General features: G+C 65.9%; 14 protein-coding genes. 12 read left to right on the forward strand and 2 right to left on the reverse strand.

Features of this window, described 5'->3' with window-relative positions; translation table 11 throughout:
- The first annotated feature begins 1 nt into the window (after position 1).
- The 10 genes from OKW30_RS26050 (at position 2) to OKW30_RS26095 (ending at position 11874) form a co-directional block, all read left to right on the forward strand.
- Positions 2–1516, forward strand: a complete 1515-nt coding sequence (locus tag OKW30_RS26050; protein ID WP_184064526.1) for an efflux transporter outer membrane subunit — start codon at positions 2–4, stop codon at positions 1514–1516.
- Entirely contained in the window at positions 1513–2793 is a 1281-nt protein-coding gene (locus tag OKW30_RS26055) for a paraquat-inducible protein A (protein ID WP_429347997.1), read from the forward strand. The genes OKW30_RS26050 and OKW30_RS26055 overlap by 4 nt, the downstream gene beginning before the upstream one ends.
- Entirely contained in the window at positions 2777–4390 is a 1614-nt protein-coding gene (locus tag OKW30_RS26060) for an intermembrane transport protein PqiB (RefSeq protein WP_184064535.1), read from the forward strand. The genes OKW30_RS26055 and OKW30_RS26060 overlap by 17 nt, the downstream gene beginning before the upstream one ends.
- Positions 4387–4998, forward strand: coding sequence for a PqiC family protein (locus OKW30_RS26065; protein ID WP_429347998.1), 612 nt, complete (start codon positions 4387–4389; stop codon positions 4996–4998). The genes OKW30_RS26060 and OKW30_RS26065 overlap by 4 nt, the downstream gene beginning before the upstream one ends.
- Positions 4999–5176: 178 nt before the next feature.
- Entirely contained in the window at positions 5177–7513 is a 2337-nt protein-coding gene (locus OKW30_RS26070) for a DUF3141 domain-containing protein (RefSeq protein WP_429347999.1), read from the forward strand.
- Positions 7514–7592: 79 nt separating this feature from the next.
- Positions 7593–8582 (forward strand): phosphate acetyltransferase, encoded by a 990-nt coding sequence (locus OKW30_RS26075; protein ID WP_429349173.1) that lies wholly within the window; start codon positions 7593–7595, stop codon positions 8580–8582.
- A gap of 4 nt (positions 8583–8586) precedes the next feature.
- The gene (locus OKW30_RS26080) at positions 8587–9762 is read left to right on the forward strand and encodes an acetate/propionate family kinase (RefSeq protein ID WP_429348000.1); all 1176 of its coding nucleotides are present in this window, start codon (positions 8587–8589) and stop codon (positions 9760–9762) included.
- Between the two features lie 12 nt (positions 9763–9774).
- A complete protein-coding gene (fabI, locus tag OKW30_RS26085; protein WP_184064549.1) occupies positions 9775–10557 on the forward strand; it encodes an enoyl-ACP reductase FabI in 783 nt (260 codons plus the stop codon).
- Between the two features lie 20 nt (positions 10558–10577).
- The gene (locus tag OKW30_RS26090) at positions 10578–10835 is read left to right on the forward strand and encodes an RNA-binding protein (RefSeq protein WP_184006824.1); all 258 of its coding nucleotides are present in this window, start codon (positions 10578–10580) and stop codon (positions 10833–10835) included.
- 19 nt (positions 10836–10854) lie between these two features.
- A complete protein-coding gene (locus OKW30_RS26095; RefSeq protein WP_184064552.1) occupies positions 10855–11874 on the forward strand; it encodes a hypothetical protein in 1020 nt (339 codons plus the stop codon).
- A 15-nt stretch (positions 11875–11889) separates the two neighbouring features.
- On the opposite strand, the gene OKW30_RS26100 is transcribed toward OKW30_RS26095, so the two are convergent.
- Complete coding sequence (locus OKW30_RS26100; RefSeq protein WP_429348001.1) at positions 11890–12477, reverse strand: hypothetical protein; 588 nt, start codon at positions 12475–12477, stop codon at positions 11890–11892.
- Positions 12478–12495: 18 nt separating this feature from the next.
- Positions 12496–12969, reverse strand: a complete 474-nt coding sequence (locus tag OKW30_RS26105; protein ID WP_090810400.1) for a glycine zipper family protein — start codon at positions 12967–12969, stop codon at positions 12496–12498.
- A gap of 330 nt (positions 12970–13299) precedes the next feature.
- Here OKW30_RS26105 and OKW30_RS26110 point away from each other — a divergent pair, with 330 nt between their 5' ends.
- A complete protein-coding gene (locus OKW30_RS26110; protein WP_429348002.1) occupies positions 13300–14775 on the forward strand; it encodes a DUF3300 domain-containing protein in 1476 nt (491 codons plus the stop codon).
- Between the two features lie 9 nt (positions 14776–14784).
- Positions 14785–15744: a DUF2950 domain-containing protein gene (locus OKW30_RS26115; RefSeq protein WP_429348003.1), complete on the forward strand. Its 960-nt coding sequence runs from the start codon at positions 14785–14787 to the stop codon at positions 15742–15744.
- Positions 15745–15771: the final 27 nt, after the last annotated feature.

Here is a 15771-nt window from a genome sequence, read left to right on the forward strand (position 1 = left end):
CATGCACGGCACGGCACCGGCGCGTTTGCTCGCATCCGTCATGCTGCTCGCGCTGAGCGGATGCCTGCTAGGCCCCAACTACCAGCGCCCGGCGGTCGACGTGCCGGCCACTTATCGTTTCGCCCAGGGCGAGGCCGCGGGCATCGCCAACCCCGTGTGGTGGGAGCAGTTTCAGGACCCGGTGCTCGATCAGCTGATCGCCGCCGCGCTGCAGGACAATCGCGACGTGAAGGTCGCGGCCGCGCGCGTCGACGAGTTTCGCGGGCAGTTCGTGACCACGCGCTCCGGGCTGTTCCCGCAGCTTTCGGCAGGCGCCGACGCGTCGCGTCAACGGGTCTCGCAGGACGAAGGCGTGCCGGTGCCGAAGGGCGTGAGCCCCGTCTACAACCAGTTCGACGCGACGCTGGCGGTGTCCTGGGAAGTCGATCTGTTCGGCAAGGTGCGCCGGGAAACCGAGGCGGCACGCGCGAATCTGCTCGCAAGCGAAGAGGGCCGCCGCGCCACGATTCTGACGCTGGTGAGCTCGGTCGCGTCGGCCTACATCAATCTGCGCAGTCTGGACCGGCAGCTGGTGATCGCGAAGGAGACCGTGCAAAGCCGCGCGGAATCGGTGCGCGTGTTCGAGGCGCGCTTCCGCTACGGCGAGGTCTCGCAGATGGAACTCGCGCAAAGCCAGTCGGAGTATCAAGCCGCGCAAGTCACGATTCCGCAGCTCGAAGCGCAGATCGCCCAGCAGGAAGACGCGTTGTCGGTGTTGATCGGCAGGAATCCCGGCGCGATACTGCGCGGCCGCGAGCTGTCGCAGATGGGCACGCCGCCGATTCCCGAGGGGCTGCCGTCCGATCTGCTCGAACGCCGTCCCGACCTGCTGGAGGCCGAGCAGACGCTGGTCGCGCAAAACGCGCTGATCGGGGCGGCGCGCGCGCTGTACTTCCCGTCGATTTCGCTGACCGGGCTGTTCGGTTCGGTCAGCGCGCAGTTCTCGAATCTGTTCACCGGCCCGGCGCGCGTGTGGTCGTTTGCCGGCAGCGTCACGCAGCCGATCTTCACGGCGGGCAACATCACCGGCCAGGTGCACCAGGCCGAAGCGCGCCAGCAGGAATCGCTGTACTCGTACGAAAAGGCGATCCAGGTCGCGTTCCAGGAGGTCGAGGACGCGCTCATCTCCGTGCAGAAGACGCATCAGGCACTCGATGCGCAAAACCTCCAGGTCGAGGCGCTGCACACCTATGCGCACCTCGCGCGGCAGCGCTACGAAGGCGGCTATACGAGCTACATCGAAGTGCTCGATGCGGAGCGCAGCCTGTTCAACGCGCAACTGAACTATGCGCAAACTCAAGGCGCGGTGCTGGCCTCGTATGTCACGCTCTACAAGGCGACGGGCGGTGGCTGGGTGGCCGAGGCGGAAAAACTGACGGCGCCGCCGCCCGCGCCGCAAAACTCGCCGGCGATGGCGCCGGTCTCGCAGAACGCGCCCGCGCCGGCTGGAACGTCGGGTGCAGTGGAGGCGAGATGACGGGTAACGAGCTGATTGCGTGCGAAGAGTGCGACCTGCTTCAGCTCGGCGCGCCGCCCGCCGCCGGCAATGCGTTGCGCTGCCGGCGTTGCCGCGCGGAGTTGAGGCGCGGACGCTCGAACGGGCCGGAGTATGCGCTCGCATTCTCGTGCGCGTCCGCGGTGCTGCTCGTGATCTCGAACGTGTTTCCGATCGTCGGTCTGTCGCTGAACGGCCATGTCGTGCAGACGACGCTCGCGGGTTCGGTGCGCATGCTGTACAGCCACGGCTCGTGGCCGCTCGCCTTGCTGGTCGGCCTGACGACGATCGTCACGCCGGTGCTGCAAACCGCGGCGATGCTGTGGCTGCTGCTGCCGCTGCGCTTCGGGCGCGTGCCGTGGCGGCCGGCCGAGTGCTTTCGTCTGTTTCAGCTCGCGCGGCCGTGGGGCATGACCGAGGTGCTGATCCTCGGCTTGCTGGTCGCGCTGGTCAAGCTCGCGCACATCGCCAAGGTGGTGCCGGGCACCGCGCTGTGGTCGTTCATCGCGCTGATGCTGCTGCTCGCGGCCGCGGCGGCGACCTTCGATCCGCATGAGGTGTGGGCGCGCATCATGGCAGCGCGTGGCGCGCAGGCGTGGCAGTTGCCGCCGATCCGCGTGCGCCGCAATGCCATCACGGCGTCTGCCTACGGGCTCGTGCTGTGCGAAGAATGCGGCCTGCTGCTCAAGCAGCCCAGCGGCGCGGTCAAGCACGTCTGTCCGCGCTGCAAGGCGTCGTTGCACCAGCGCAAGCCCGCGAGCCTGTCGCGCACGTGGGCGTATCTGGTGGCCGCGATGGTGCTCTACATTCCGGCCAACGTGCTGCCCGTGATGGACACGAGTTCGCTGTTCGGCACGCAGAAGGACACGATCATGAGCGGAGTGGTCTATCTGTGGGTATCGGGCTCCTGGCCGCTTGCGCTGCTCGTGTTCATCGCGAGCATCGTCGTGCCGATGCTGAAGATTCTCGGCATCGGGTATCTCGCGCTGTCGACGCAGCTTCGTTGGCAATGGCTGCCCGGGCAGCGCACGCGGATCTATCGCCTGATCGAGCTGATCGGTCGCTGGTCGATGCTCGACATCTACGTGATCACGATGCTGGTCGCGCTGGTGCAGTTCCAGGCGCTGGCGACGATCAAGGCGGGGCCGGCGGCGATCGCGTTCGGCGCGGTCGTCGTGCTGACCTTGCTGGCCTCGATGGCGTTCGATCCGCGCCTGATGTGGGACGCTTTGGAGACGGAACGTGTCCACTCCGACTGAAGAGCCCGAGCTGCCCGCCGCGGAGCCGGTGCCGCGCTCGCGCTGGCGGATGCAACTGGTCTGGCTCGTGCCGATCGTGGCGATCCTGATCGGCGGTTGGCTGGCGGTGAAGGCGGTGATGGAGCGCGGCGAGCAGATCAGCATCAGCTTCAAGACCGGCGACGGTCTCGAAGCAGGCAAGACCAAGCTCAAGTTCAAGGACGTCGATATCGGTGTGGTCGAAGCGGTCTCGCTGACGCCGGACCACAAGCGCGTGGTGGCCAAGGCCGAGGTGACGCGCGACGTGTCGGACCTGCTCGTCGACAACACGCGCTTCTGGGTCGTGCGTCCGCGCATTTCGGGCGGTACGGTGTCGGGGCTCGGCACGCTGCTGTCGGGCTCGTATATTGACGTCGACGTCGGCAATTCGCCAAAAGCGCGCCGCAGTTTCGTCGGCCTCGAGGAGCCCCCCGTGATCGCGAGCGACGTGCCGGGGCACGAGTACACGTTGCACGGCACGGGACTCGGCTCGCTCGACGTGGGTACGCCCGTGTTTTTCCGCAGAATTCAGGTGGGCCAGGTCGCGTCGTACCAGTTGGACCCCGACGGCCGCGGCGTCACGGTGAAGGTGTTCGTCAACGCGCCGTATGACCGCTTCGTCAGAACCGACACGCGCTTCTGGCACGCCAGCGGTGTCGATATGGCGTTCGACAGCAGCGGCTTGCGCGTCGAAACGCAGTCGATCGTGTCGATCATCATCGGCGGGATCGCGTTCGAATCGCCGCCCGATTCACAGGTAGAGACGAGCGCCGATACCAGCACCCGGTTCGAGCTGTACACCACGCGCGCCGACGCGATGAAGATGCACGATCGCATCGTCGTCAAATACGTGGTGAACTTCACGGATTCGGTGCGCGGTCTGACAGTTGGCGCGCCGGTCGATTTCCGCGGCGTCGAAATCGGCGAAGTGACGGCGCTCTACACGCGCTTCGATCCGGACACCCGCCGCTTCAGCAGTCCGGTCGAGATCAATATCTATCCGGAGCGGTTCACGTCGCGCTATCAGAACGACGGCGCCGGCGGACACCTCACCGACGACCCGCGCGGTCTCGCGAACTATCTGGTCGAGCACGGCTTCCGCTTCCAGCTGAGAACCGGCAATCTGCTGACCGGCCAGCAGTATCTCGCGCTCGACTATTTCCCCGACGCGCCGAAGGCGTCGATCGACTGGAGCAAGACGCCGCCCGAAATGCCCGCGATTCCGCGCACGCTGCAATCGCTGCAGGAATCGGTCACGCGACTGCTCGCCAAGATCAACAACATACCGTTCGAGGATATCGGCAAGGACGCGCGCTCGACGCTGCGCACCACCAACGCGATGCTCGGGCAGCTCAACACGCAGGTCGTGCCGAAAGCGCGCGACACGCTGCTGTCCGCGCAATCGACGCTCGATTCCGCGAATGCCGCGCTGCAGCCCGACTCGTCGCTGCAGCAATCGACGGAGGACGCAATGCGTGAATTGACTCGCACCGCTGCCTCGCTGCGCACGCTGGCCGACTATCTGGCGCAGCATCCGGAATCGCTCGTGCGCGGCAAGTCCGAGGACAAGAAGCCATGACAGATGCGATGCGCCGCTTTATAAGCCGCTTCGCGGCCGGCCTGATGCTCGTGCTCGCCGGCGCTCTGCTCGGCGCCTGCAAGTCGCCGGCGACGAACTTCTACACGCTGAGCCCGGACGATTCGTTGAGCAGCACCGGCGCGAGCCGGCCGATTACGGCGGTGATCGGTCCGGTCACGATACCCGAGATCGTGGACCGGCCGCAGATCGTCACGCGGATCGCTAACAACGAGGTCGCGGTCAACGAATTCGACCGCTGGGCGCAGCCGCTCAGTGGCGACATCGGCCGCGTGATCGCGGCCGATCTCGGCGCGCTCCTGAACTCGCAGCAGATTTCGGTATTCGATGCGGTACGCGATCCGTCCGTCGTCTGGCGCGTGCGGATCGACGTGATGCGCTTCGAGTCCGTGCCGGGGCGCGACGTCACCGTCGATGTGCTGTGGACCGTGCGGCCGCCCGGCAAGGTCCGCGCCGTCACCGGCCGCTCGGTTGCGCGCGAGAGCGTGTCCGGTCCCGGATTCGAGCCGATCATCGCCGCCTACGATCGCGCGCTCGCCTCGGTGAGCCGCGATATCGCCGCAGCGGTGCAGGCGAACCCCGTTCAATGAGACGTCGCGCTGCGTCACGTCCACACGCGCCGCGCCCGAACCCGTGCGCTGCACCGGGTCGCGCGCATAATAAGACCTTGGTCCGATTGCTAGAGCTCTGGGTCAACTCCACGATTCAATCGATGCACGGCGCGTGCCTCGGCACCGATCGTGACGCGCACCTTTCAGGAGTCTTCCGATGGACGCTGAAACGCTGTTGTCACAAAGCCAGGACATTGCCTCGAAAATCACCCACGTGCTGCAGAAGCGCACGCAAATCGCCCAGCGGCATCTGAGTGAACGGGTCACCGAAACGCTGGGGCTCGATCACGATGGCGCCCCGACCGCAAGCGCGATGCCCGCGCCGTTCGATCCGCTCAGTGCGTGGCAATACACGGTAGATGCCGCGCAGCGCTCGCTGCTGTTCTGGGACACGCTGTACCGGCGCGGCAACGAGTTCGTCGAACGCAGCGTCAGCGGTCCCACGCCCGTGCTGCATTTCGAGTACGACATGGTGCTGGACGGCCGCACGTTCGAGCGGCCGGTCAACTATGCGCTGCTGCAACTTCGTCCGCTCGAAGGCGTGGGCGTGGACGTGCGCAAACGCCCGTATCTGATCATCGATCCGCGCGCGGGGCACGGCCCCGGCATTGGCGGCTTCAAGGACGATTCGCAGGCGGGCATCGCGCTGCGCGCGGGCTATCCCGTCTACTTCGTGGTGTTCTTTCGCGACCCCGAGCCCGGTCAGACCCTGCTCGACGTGTGCAACGCCGAGCAGCTATTCGTGCGCAAGGTGCGCGCGCTGCATCCCGACAGTCCGAAGCCCGCGATCATCGGCAATTGCCAGGGCGGCTGGGCGGCGATGATGCTCGCCAGCTCCGACCCCGAGGAGACCGGCCCGATCGTCATCAACGGTGCGCCGATGTCGTACTGGAGCGCGGCCTGGAGCGAAGGCGAGGGCGACAACCCGATGCGTTACGCGGGCGGCATGCTGGGCGGCGCGTGGGTCGCGTCGTACGCGGCGGATCTCGGCAACGGCAAGTTCGACGGCGCGTATCTGGTGGAGAACTTCGAAAACCTGAACCCGGCCAACACGTTCTGGGACAAGTACTACCACCTGTTCTCGAACGTCGATACCGAGCCGCCACGCTTTCTGGAATTCGAGCGCTGGTGGGGCAGCTACTACCTGATGAATCGCGAGGAGATCGAATGGATCACGCGCAACCTGTTCGTCGGCAACAAGCTGTGGTCGGGCGGAGTGACGAATAGCAGCGGCCAGGCTTTCGATCTGCGTGAAATCCGCTCGCCGATCATCCTGTTCGCGTCGATGGGGGACAACATCAGGCCGCCTCAACAGGCGTTCAACTGGGTCGCGGACCTGTACGGCAGCACCGAGGAGATCAAGGCGCGCGGCCAGGTGATCGTCGGTCTGACGCACCAGAACATCGGGCATCTGGGCATTTTCGTGTCCGGGAAAGTCGCGAAGAAGGAGCACAAGCAGATCATGTCCGTGCTCGAGACCATCGAAACCTTTCCGCCGGGACTCTACGGCATGACCATCAACGAGGCCAGGAACGCGGCCGGGGAGATCGAATACGAGGTCGAATTTCATGAGCGGCGGCTCGAGGAGATTTCCGCGCGTTACAACCGCTTCGGCCGCATCGACGAAAAGCCGTTCGAAGCGGTCGCCGCGGTGTCCAATCTGAATCAGCGCATGTATGAACTGCTCGCGCAGCCGTTCGTGCAGGCGATGTCGAACGAAACGAGCGCCCGCCTGCTGCGCCAGTTTCATCCGCTGCGCTGGCAGCGCTGGGCCGTGTCCGCGATGAACCCGTGGCTTGGCTGGCTGCCGGCGGCCGCGCAGTCGGTTCGTGAGAATCGCCAGCGGGCCGCCGCCGATAACCCGTGGAGCAAGCTCGAACGCAACGGCTCGCAAATGATCAGCGCGTCGCTGGACTTTTACCGCGCGATGCGCGACGCGGGGACCGAGGCCAGCTTCTTCAGCGTGTACGCGAATCTGTATGCGACGTATCTGAGCAAGCCGGCCGCCGATGGCGTGGCCGCGCAAGCCGGCGCGATCGATCCGCGCGAGCTGCCGTTCGTGCGCACGGCGTTGCAGGCGATCGGCGACGGCGGCTACACGGAGGCGCTCGCGCGCGCGGCCTATCTGTTGTCGCGCAAGGGCGGGTCGTTGCCGCTCGCGCGCCTGGAGATGCGCAAGGAGATCGCCGAAAGTTGCGCGGAGTACCTGCCCGACATCAGCCCCGATCACTGGCGGCGGATCCGGGGCGAGCAGGAAATCATCGTCAGCTTCGAACCGGACGAGGCGATAGCCACGCTGCCGAAGCTGCTTTCCCACAGCGAGGACCGCGAGCGCTTTCTACAACTGCTCGACAAGCTGGCGAGCGACGAGCGCGTGTTGAACACCGCGCCCGACGCCGCGCAAAAGGAGGCGTTCGAACGCATCCGCGCGGTGCTGGGTTCGCGCGAGAGCCGCAAGCGCAACGCACGTTTGCCTGACTCTACTCGCACGTGAGCAACTGGCGCGATGCGCGGCAGGACGCAAGCGTGACGGAACCGTGTGCACGGCGCCCGTGTGCACGGCTTCCGTCAGCATGGCGTGCCGCGCGTCACGAATCCAACGCACCGTACACACGAGGAATACGCAGATGGAAAAGCACGCGAAGTATCAGCGTCTGATCGATTTCTGCCGGACGCTGCCGGCGATGCCGACAGCGGTCGCGCATCCGTGCGACCAGAGTTCGCTCAATGGCGCGGTCGAAGCAGCCGGGATGGGACTGATCGCGCCGCTGCTGGTCGGGCCGCGCGCGCGCATCGAAGCGATTTCCGCCGAACACGGCATCGACATTTCGAACTTCACGATCGTCGATGCGCCGCATAGCCATGCCGCCGCGGCGGCAGCCGTGCAACTGGTGCGCGAAGGCAAGGCGGAGGCCCTGATGAAAGGCAGCCTGCATACGGACGAGCTGATGGCCGAGGTGATTCGCCGTGACACCGGCCTGCGCACCGAGCGGCGCATCAGCCATTGCTTCGTGATGGACGTGCCCGGGTACGAGAACGCGCTGATCATCACCGACGCCGCGATCAACATCTTGCCGACGCTCGAAGAGAAGGTCGACATCCTCCAGAACGCGATCGATCTCGGGCACGCGCTGAAATTTGACGAAGTCCGCGTGGCGATCCTGTCCGCGACCGAGAGCGTCAATCCGAAAATTCCATCGACGGTGGAAGCGGCGGCGCTGTGCAAGATGGTGGACCGCGGGCAGATCACCGGCGGGCTCGTCGACGGTCCGCTCGCACTCGACAACGCGATCAGCATCGAAGCCATGCGCATCAAGCAGATCGAGTCGCGGGTGGCCGGTCGCGCCAATGTATTGATGGTGCCGGACCTCGAAGCGGGCAACATGCTCGCGAAAAGCCTGTCGTTTCTCGCCGGCGCGGACGCGGCGGGCATCGTGCTCGGCGCGCGCGTGCCGATCATTCTGACGAGCCGCGCGGATTCTCTGTCGACGCGTCTCGCGTCGTGCGCGGTCGCCGCGTTGGTGGCCAAGGCACGGCGCGAGGCCGCCAAGGTGGTCGGGTGACGTCATGGCGGATGTGATCCTCGTATTGAACGCAGGTTCGTCGAGCCTCAAGTTCAGCGCCTTCGACGCGCAACAAGCGCAACTCGAGCTCATTTTGCGCGGTCAGATCGAAGCGCTCTACACGAGCCCGCGTTTTCGCGTGACGGACCGCGACGGTAATGCCAGCTCGCACGAATGGGGCGATGGCCACCGGCTCGGCCATCAGGGCGCGATCGAATATCTGGGCGGTTTTTTGCACGACCACGGCGGCGGCAATCAACTGAAGGCGGTCGGGCATCGCGTCGTGCACGGCGGGCAGCGCTTTGCCGGCCCCGTCCTCGCGACCTCCGAGGTGATCGACCAGCTGGACAGCCTGAGCCCGCTCGCGCCGCTGCATCAGCCGCATAACCTGACCCCGATCCGCATCCTCGCGCAGCTGCGTCCCGACCTTCCACAGGTCGCGTGCTTCGACACCACGTTTCATCGCACGCAGACCGAGACCGCGCAGGCCTATGCGCTGCCCCCCTCGATTACCGACCACGGCGTGCGGCGCTACGGTTTTCACGGGCTCTCGTACGAATACATCGCGAGCGTGCTGCCGGAGATCGCACCGGCCGCGGCGGCGGGGCGCACCGTCGTCGCGCATCTGGGCAACGGCGCGAGCATGTGCGCGATGGTCGCAGGCAAGAGCGTGGCGAGCACGATGGGCTTCACGGCGGTGGAAGGCCTGCCGATGGGCACGCGTTGCGGCAGCCTCGACCCCGGCGTGATGCTCTATCTGCTCGACGAGCTGAAGATGGATACGCAGTCGATCGCGGACCTCATTTACAAGGGCTCGGGGCTGCTCGGCATGTCGGGCCTCTCAAGCGACATGCGCGTGCTGCTCGACAGCAACGACCCGCGTGCCCGCTTTGCGATCGACGTCTACACCTACCGCATCGGGCGCGAACTCGGCGGTCTCGCCGCGGCGATGCAAGGTCTCGACGCACTGGTGCTGACGGCCGGCATCGGCGAGCACGCCGTCGCGATCCGCGAGCGCATCGTGCGCGATGCCGCGTGGCTCGGCGCCGAACTCGACGAAGCGGCCAATCGGGCGGGCGGCCCGCTGATCACCCGCGCCTCGAGCAGGCTGCCGGTCTGGGTCGTGCCCACCAACGAGGAACTGATGATCGCCCGCCATACGCGCGCTGTCGCCCCATAGAGGAGTTTCACCATGTCTGTCGAGCAACCGAATTTGATTCTGCGAGGAGCGAAGGCCCTCGTGACCGGCGTCGCCAACGAGCATTCGATTGCGTACGGATGCGCGAAGGCGTTTCACGACCTCGGCGCGAGCGTTGCGCTCACCTATGCGAACGCCAAGGCGGCTCCATATGTGGAACCGATCGCCAAAGCACTCGAGGCCGAGATCTTCATGCCGCTCGACGTAACGGGCGAGGACGAAATGGAGGCCGTGTTCGAGCGGATCGAGAAGACATGGGGAAGCCTCGATATTCTCGTTCACGCCGTTGCATGGGCACCGAAAGCGGATCTGCAGGGCGGCTTGCTGCAATCGTCGCGCGAGGGCTTCCTGAGCGCGATGGACATCTCCTGCCATTCGTTCGTGCGGATGGCGCGCCTCGCCGCGCCGCTAATGAAAGACGGCGGCACCATGCTGACGATGAGCTACTACGGCGCGAACAAGGTCGTGCCGAACTACAACCTGATGGGCCCCGTCAAGGCGGCGCTCGAAGCCTGCGCGCGCTATCTGGCGTTCGAGCTGGGACCGAGGGGCATCCGCGTGCACGCGATTTCTCCCGGGCCGCTGCAGACCCGCGCCGCTTCGGGCCTGAAGGATTTCGAGCTGCTGCTCAACGAAGCGGTGCAGCGCGCGCCGCTCGGCGAACTCGTCGACATCATGGATGTCGGCTATACCTGTGCGTTTCTGGCCACGCCGTATGCCCGGCGGGTGTCCGGTTCTACCTTGTATATCGACGGCGGATTGAACATCGTCGCATAGGGTCTGGAGGAGTAAGCATCATGGCTGAACTGTTTCTTGGAAACGTCGAGGAAAGCGTCTCCGACGAAGAGATCGGCGAGTTCCTGATTCGCTACGGGTTCCCGCGCTTCAGCTCGATCCAGCGGGTGCACGGCACGGGCTCGCGGCCAGGCGCGGTGGTCGTCTTCGACGACGTGCCCACGGACGGGCTGCGCATACTGCAAAACCGCGTCCATAACCTGTTCTGGAAGAACCACACGATCGTCGCGCAGCTGCTGCCGGAGCGCGACGAATCGTGACGGGCGACGGGAGCCGGGCATGGGTCTGCTGTCGCGGTGGCTGACCAGGCGCAACGCTTCCGAAGAGAGCGACGATCAGCAGACGAAGGAAATCGTCGAGCGGATCGTCGGGCTCTGTCCGTCGTTGCGGCTCGCGCGCAATTATGCGTCGCGCCTGCGGCCCGCCGTGCAACACACGACCGCCTATCTGCTCCGGCTCGCCGATGAAGTGCCGCCGACGCGCGAAGCGAACGCGGCGGCGTGGGCGACAGACCCGTATATCCACGCCTTTTTCGCCACACCCGACGACGTCTGCCCGGTCTTCAACCGCTCACACGAGCTGAACACGTTCTTCAGCGACCATCCCGCTGCCGATCAGGTATTCGCGGTGCTCGGCATGGCCATGGACGAGCGGCGTATTTTCGGCGTCGGGCAACACGGCGAAACGACGCAAACCGATCTCGCGCAGACGACCATCAACTTCAGCGATCACCAGGTGCGCGTGTGCGAAGAATCCGAAGCCGCGTTGCGGCGCCAAATCGTGTTGCGGATCGTCGATCAGCTCGTGCTCGAAGCGCTCGGCAAGATCGAGGCCGACACCTCGCGGCAGGACAAATTGCAACGCGAAAGGGCGCTGCTGAAAACGCGCCTGACGATTCTCGAACGGCAGGGGGCGGGCGTGCGCTCGCTGCTTGGTAGCGACGCGACGTCGAATTACGCGGAAGTGGCGAAGCTGCAGGCGCAGATCGAAGAGAACGATCAGGCTCTGGCGCAGTTGGGCCTGAAGACAGAGGCGCTGGAGCGGCATCTCGACGTGATGTGCGGTGTACTGGGGGCGCCGGATGCGCATTTCTACGTGCGCAAGAGCATGTACCGGCTCGACCGGATGAACGTCGTCCTGGAAGAGGGAGATACGCGGCCCGCGCACGAAATCGAGTTTCGCCTTGCGCGTCTGCCGGCGAGTCCCAATGCGATACGGGTTTTCTCGACGGTGCGTTTTCGACGCGCGGACTTTACGCCTCCCCTCAGCGGCCTCGCGCAAGCGCACCGCCTGATCTGACGCGAGCCATGCTCGCTATTTGCCGGCGACCGGCTCCACGGAGATGGCCGCGGCCTCGGTATAGACCGCTTGCATCTGGTCGCCTTTTTTGATCCGCTTGAGCTGTTCGGGATCCTGCACGACCAGATCCACCGTATTGCCTTGCGGGCCTTTCAGCGTGACCACGCCGCTCTGGTGATTGACCGCGATGACGTTAGCCATGATCGTGACTTCGCGCGAGGCCGAGCCGCCGGGTTTCGCGCCCGCCGGTGTGCGAGCGAGCGTCTGCGTTTCGTTGGCGGTCAGCGGCGCGTTGCCTTTTTTCAGCATGATGGTCAGAGCCTGCGAATACTCGGCCTTGACCACGTCGCCGACCTTGATCTGATCGAAGTTGCGCGCTTCCTCGCCGACCACGACCTGCACGACCTTGCCCTTCGGGTCCTTGAGCAAGACGGTGCGCGTTGCCGGCTCGATGCCGACGACCGTCGCGGTCGTTTTGACCGTGCCCGACACGGTGACTTTGCCGGGCTCGCTCTTGACCGTGACGGGTGCCTCCGTCTGAGCGAACCCCGTATTCGCGAGACACACGAGCGCCGCCGCGATGATCAGTTTGCGGTTAATCATTCTGCTCTCCTTGCGCGATCAATTGACCGTGTAACCCCGCCCCGACATGCAGGCGGCGAAAGCGCGATTGAACGTGTCCATCGAGCCCTGCGTTTGCGCCTGCGATTGTGTCGCGGCCGCGCGCCGGTTCTGCCGCGCGCGCGACCCGCCGACCATCGTGCCGGTCGCCGCGCCGATCGCCGCGCCCTTGCCGGCGTCGCCCGCAATCGCGCCGATGATCGCGCCGCCGGCCGCGCCGCGCGCGGCGCCCTGCACGCGCTCGCCGCCTCCCACCGCGGGGCCGGAAGGCGGGGGCGGGGCATTGGCGACCATGGTCGGGTCGATGCCGGTATTGCTCTTCGCCCACGAATAGCAGGCGCCTTCGTCCTGCTGCTGTTGCTGCGGGCTTTGCCCTCGGGCCGGATAGGCAATCGGCCTCGATTGCGCCAGGCCTTCCAGCGATAGCGACGCGCTCAACGCGGCGATCACGGCATATTTCGTAGACTTGTTCACGACAGCTCCTTGCGTGGGTACACGCGGGTGCGAGTCGCCGGCTGCCTGTTTGCTCAGGCGTTAGGGCGCCACCGGCACCCGTGAATGGGAATTCCGGTGGGACCGGTTGCCGCGCGGTGGATGCGCAGCAATGGCAGGTTCGCGTTCATCATGGTGTCGCGGGCCTGTCGCGCGCAATCGGACCAAGGTCGTATTTGCAATTTCGTCCATGGTTTCCAAACTGTATTCATGCAACAGGTGCAGGTCTTTTTCATTGCTTCGGACAACTGTCTGTCAAAGATCATGGCCATGCAGCCCGGGGCCGCTGACGAAGCGCAAGGGGAAGCATCGATGGACCGCGATTCGCGTGCTCGTACACGCATCATCCCGTTTGCAACGGCGCTCGACAGGCGCAGGCGCATGCCGGCGCTCGACGACGAGGCGACGCGCGCGCGACGCATCAGCCATGTACTGGGCGCCGCGCTTCTGGCGTGCTGCGGCGCGTTCTCCACTGCGGTGTCGCTGGCGCAGGCGCCGGCCGCGAACGCCCCGGCGAACGCGGCCCCGAACGCACCCGTTTCCGCGGCGACGCTCGACCAGCTCGTCGGACCGATCGCGCTATATCCGGACGATCTGATCGCGATCATTCTTCCTGCCTCAACCTATCCCGTCGAAATCGTGCAGGCCGATCGCTTTCTCGACCAGTACAAAAACAACAAGTCGCTGAAGCTCAACGACGCGTGGCACGATCCGGTGAAGGCGCTGCTGAATTACCCCGACATCGTCAAGAACATGAGCACCGATCTCGACTGGACGATCGATCTCGGCGAGGCCGTCGTTGCCGATCAGGGCTCGGTGCTCGAAGCGATTCAGCGCTTCCGGCGGCAAACGCAGTCGGCGGGGCATCTGAAATCCGACGACAAGCAGGTCGTGGTCGTCGAGAAGGAAGTGATCAAGATCCAGCCGGCCGATCCGCAGGTGATCTACGTGCCGCAGTACAACCCGCAGACCATCGTGGTGGCCAGCGCGCCCGTGACCTACGCCTACGCGCCCACGCCCTATCCGGCCTACTACTATCCGTACGCGCCCGGCGCCGCGCTCGCGACGGGGCTGATCTGGGGCGCGGCGATTACCGCCGCCTGGAACGGCGGGCACTATGAAACGCATTACGGAGGCGGCGGCAACAACAACATCAACATCAACCGCGAAAGAAACGTCGAGCGCGGCGATAGGAACGTCGAGCGCGGCGATAGGAACGTCGAGCGCGGCAATATCAACACGGGCGACATCAACCGCGGCGGTGGTCGCGGGCAGGGAGGGGGCACCTCCGCGTGGACCTCGGACAAGAAGCCGGGCCAGGTCAGCGGTATCTCGGATCGCTCGGCGCGCACGCAACGGGTCGGCGATCCGCCGTCGCGCGGCGGCGGCGCGGGTGCAGGCGCGGGCGGTGGGTTGGCGGGCGGCAACCGCGGCGGCGCGGGCGGCGGCGCAAACTATGCAGGTGGCGGCGCGGGTGGCGGCGCCGGCGCAAACTTCGCGGGCGGCGGTGCTGGCGCGCAAGGGCGGCCGCAGCCGTCCCAGCGTCCGACGGCGTCGGCGGGCACACGCGAGGTGAGTCAGCGCGCGTCGCCTGGGGGCGGCGGCGATGCGTTCAGCGGCTACGGCTCGGCGCGCGCCGCGCAAGCCAACAGCGCGCGCGGCGCGGCGAGCCGTCAATCGACGCGTGGCGGCGGATACTCCGGTGGTGGCGGTGGTGGCGGTGGTGGATTCTCGCCGCGGGCCGGCGGTGGTGGTGGCGGTGGCGGCCGCGGCGGCGGACGGCGATAAGGAGCAGCCATGAGCGGGCAAAGCATCACCGGAAAGCGCGCACGCGACGATTCGCGGCGACGTGTGGCCACATCGCGCCGGCTGTGCGCGATGGTGCTCGCGCTGTCGATTCCGTTGGCCGCGCTCGCCGCGGGGCAGCGCACTTTCGCCACCCCGGAAGACGCGGTCGCCGCGCTGTCCAGCGCACTGAAGACCGACGACGAAGCGTCGCTCGTCGCGATCTTCGGCGAAGCGCACAAGAGCCTCGTGGTATCGCCGGATCAGGCGGAGAACGAGGCGAACTGGGCCAAGGCGAGCAAGGAGATCGAGGCCTATCACGTGCTCGACGACAGGGGACCGAACCGGCGGATTCTGCTGGTCGGCGACGAGGCGTGGCCGATGCCGATACCGATCGTCAAAGAGGACGGCACCTGGCGCTTCGCCACCGAGCAGGGCGAAGAAGAACTGATCAATCGACGGATCGGCGCCAACGAACTCGAAGCGATCAAGGTGCTGCACGCTTATATCGGCGCGCAGCGTCAATACGCGTCGCGCGACCGCAACCACGACGGCCTGCTCGAATACGCGCAGAAGCTGGCCAGCACACCCGGCAAGCAGGACGGTCTCTACTGGCACTCCGACGAAAACAGCGACGAAGAAGAGAGTCCGTTCGGCCCGCTCGTCGCCGCGAGTTCCGAATATCTGAAAGGCCACGCGGCGGGCGATCCTTACCGGGGCTACCATTTCCACATCCTGACGCGGCAGGGCAAGAACGCGCCGGGCGGCGCGTTCAGCTACGTGATCAACGGCCACATGATCGCGGGTTTCGCGATGGTCGCTTATCCGGCGCAGTACGGCACGAGCGGCGTGATGACCTTCGTGGTCAGCAACAACGGCGTCATCTACCAGAAGGACCGTGGCGCGCACGCGCCGCCCGTGACCGAGTTCAATCCGGATCATACGTGGCAGCGCGTCAAGGATTCGCTCTGAGCCGCTCCGGGTCGGCTGAGGCGATGG

It is taken from the genome of Paraburkholderia sp. Clong3 (assembly GCF_050436485.1).
GTDB classification, from domain to species: Bacteria; Pseudomonadota; Gammaproteobacteria; order Burkholderiales; family Burkholderiaceae; genus Paraburkholderia; species Paraburkholderia tuberum.

Excerpts from the sequence above, each read along its gene's own strand:
- OKW30_RS26050 (WP_184064526.1), top strand. The coding sequence starts at position 2 with ATGCACGGCACGGCACCGGCGCGTTTGCTCGCATCCGTCATGCTGCTC.
- OKW30_RS26055 (WP_429347997.1), top strand. The coding sequence starts at position 1,513 with ATGACGGGTAACGAGCTGATTGCGTGCGAAGAGTGCGACCTGCTTCAG.
- OKW30_RS26065 (WP_429347998.1), top strand. The coding sequence starts at position 4,387 with ATGACAGATGCGATGCGCCGCTTTATAAGCCGCTTCGCGGCCGGCCTG.
- OKW30_RS26070 (WP_429347999.1), top strand. The coding sequence starts at position 5,177 with ATGGACGCTGAAACGCTGTTGTCACAAAGCCAGGACATTGCCTCGAAA.
- OKW30_RS26075 (WP_429349173.1), top strand. The coding sequence starts at position 7,593 with ATGGCGTGCCGCGCGTCACGAATCCAACGCACCGTACACACGAGGAAT.
- OKW30_RS26080 (WP_429348000.1), top strand. The coding sequence starts at position 8,587 with ATGGCGGATGTGATCCTCGTATTGAACGCAGGTTCGTCGAGCCTCAAG.
- fabI (WP_184064549.1), top strand. The coding sequence starts at position 9,775 with ATGTCTGTCGAGCAACCGAATTTGATTCTGCGAGGAGCGAAGGCCCTC.
- OKW30_RS26090 (WP_184006824.1), top strand. The coding sequence starts at position 10,578 with ATGGCTGAACTGTTTCTTGGAAACGTCGAGGAAAGCGTCTCCGACGAA.
- OKW30_RS26095 (WP_184064552.1), top strand. The coding sequence starts at position 10,855 with ATGGGTCTGCTGTCGCGGTGGCTGACCAGGCGCAACGCTTCCGAAGAG.
- OKW30_RS26100 (WP_429348001.1), bottom strand. The coding sequence starts at position 12,477 with ATGATTAACCGCAAACTGATCATCGCGGCGGCGCTCGTGTGTCTCGCG.
- OKW30_RS26110 (WP_429348002.1), top strand. The coding sequence starts at position 13,300 with ATGGACCGCGATTCGCGTGCTCGTACACGCATCATCCCGTTTGCAACG.
- OKW30_RS26115 (WP_429348003.1), top strand. The coding sequence starts at position 14,785 with ATGAGCGGGCAAAGCATCACCGGAAAGCGCGCACGCGACGATTCGCGG.